Genomic DNA, 879 nt, shown 5'->3' on the forward strand with positions numbered 1-879 from the left:
CGTTTGCCCCGCGCTGCAGGGGTGATCCCGCCTGTCCGTTTGCCCCGTGCTGTAGGGGTGTACGCGTTAACACCGCCTAGCCCAGGAACGCCGATGAGTCGCCGCCTCCACCTCCGGAACCGTGCCCCCGGCCGCCCCCGGACGCCCGTCGCCCTCGCGTTGCCCGCGCTGCTCGCGATCGCGTTCCTGTTGATGCCGCTGATCGGCATCCTCGCCCGTACCGAGTGGGGCGAGCTGGGCGGGCATCTGTCCGCGCCCGGTGTCGTCCAGGCCCTGGAACTCTCCATGCTCGTGTCGTTCTGGGCGCTCGGGCTCTCCCTGCTGCTCGGGGTGCCGCTGGCCTGGCTGCTCGCGCGGGTGGACTTTCCCGGGAAGGCGTTCGTACGTTCCCTCGTACTGCTGCCGATGGTGCTGCCTCCGACCGTCGGCGGGGTCGCGCTCCTGCTCGGCTTCGGGCGGCGCGGGCTGCTCGGGCCCTGGCTGGAGAGCACCTTCGGGATCGTGCTGCCCTTCCACACCTCCGGCGCGGTGGTCGCGGCGACGTTCGTGTCGATGCCGTTCCTCGTGATCAGCCTGGAGGGCGCGCTGGGCGGCCTGCGGCCCGGCTTCGAGGAGACGGCGGCCTCGCTGGGCGCTTCTCCCGTACGGGTGTTCTTCACCGTCACCATGCCGATGGTCGCCCCCGGGCTGATCGCGGGCGCCGCGCTGACCTGGGCGCGGGCCCTCGGCGAGTTCGGCGCGACGATCACCTTCGCGGGCAACCTGCCCGGGACCACGCAGACCCTGCCGCTCCAGGTCTATCTGCTGCTCCAGGACTCACCGGAGGCCGCGACCTCCCTCTCCCTGCTGCTGCTCGCCACCGCCATGGCGGTGCTGGTG

The 879-nt window shown here is 72.0% G+C and carries 1 protein-coding gene; it reads left to right on the plus strand.

Annotation, left to right across the window (positions count from 1 at the left end; translation table 11 throughout):
- Positions 1 to 93 precede the first annotated feature (93 nt).
- A partial coding sequence (locus tag GKQ77_RS33040; RefSeq protein ID WP_219692826.1) for an ABC transporter permease occupies positions 94 to 879 on the plus strand: 786 nt, incomplete at its 3' end.

It is taken from the genome of Streptomyces anatolicus (assembly GCF_019400875.1).
In the GTDB taxonomy this organism is placed as follows: Bacteria; Actinomycetota; Actinomycetes; order Streptomycetales; family Streptomycetaceae; genus Streptomyces; species Streptomyces anatolicus.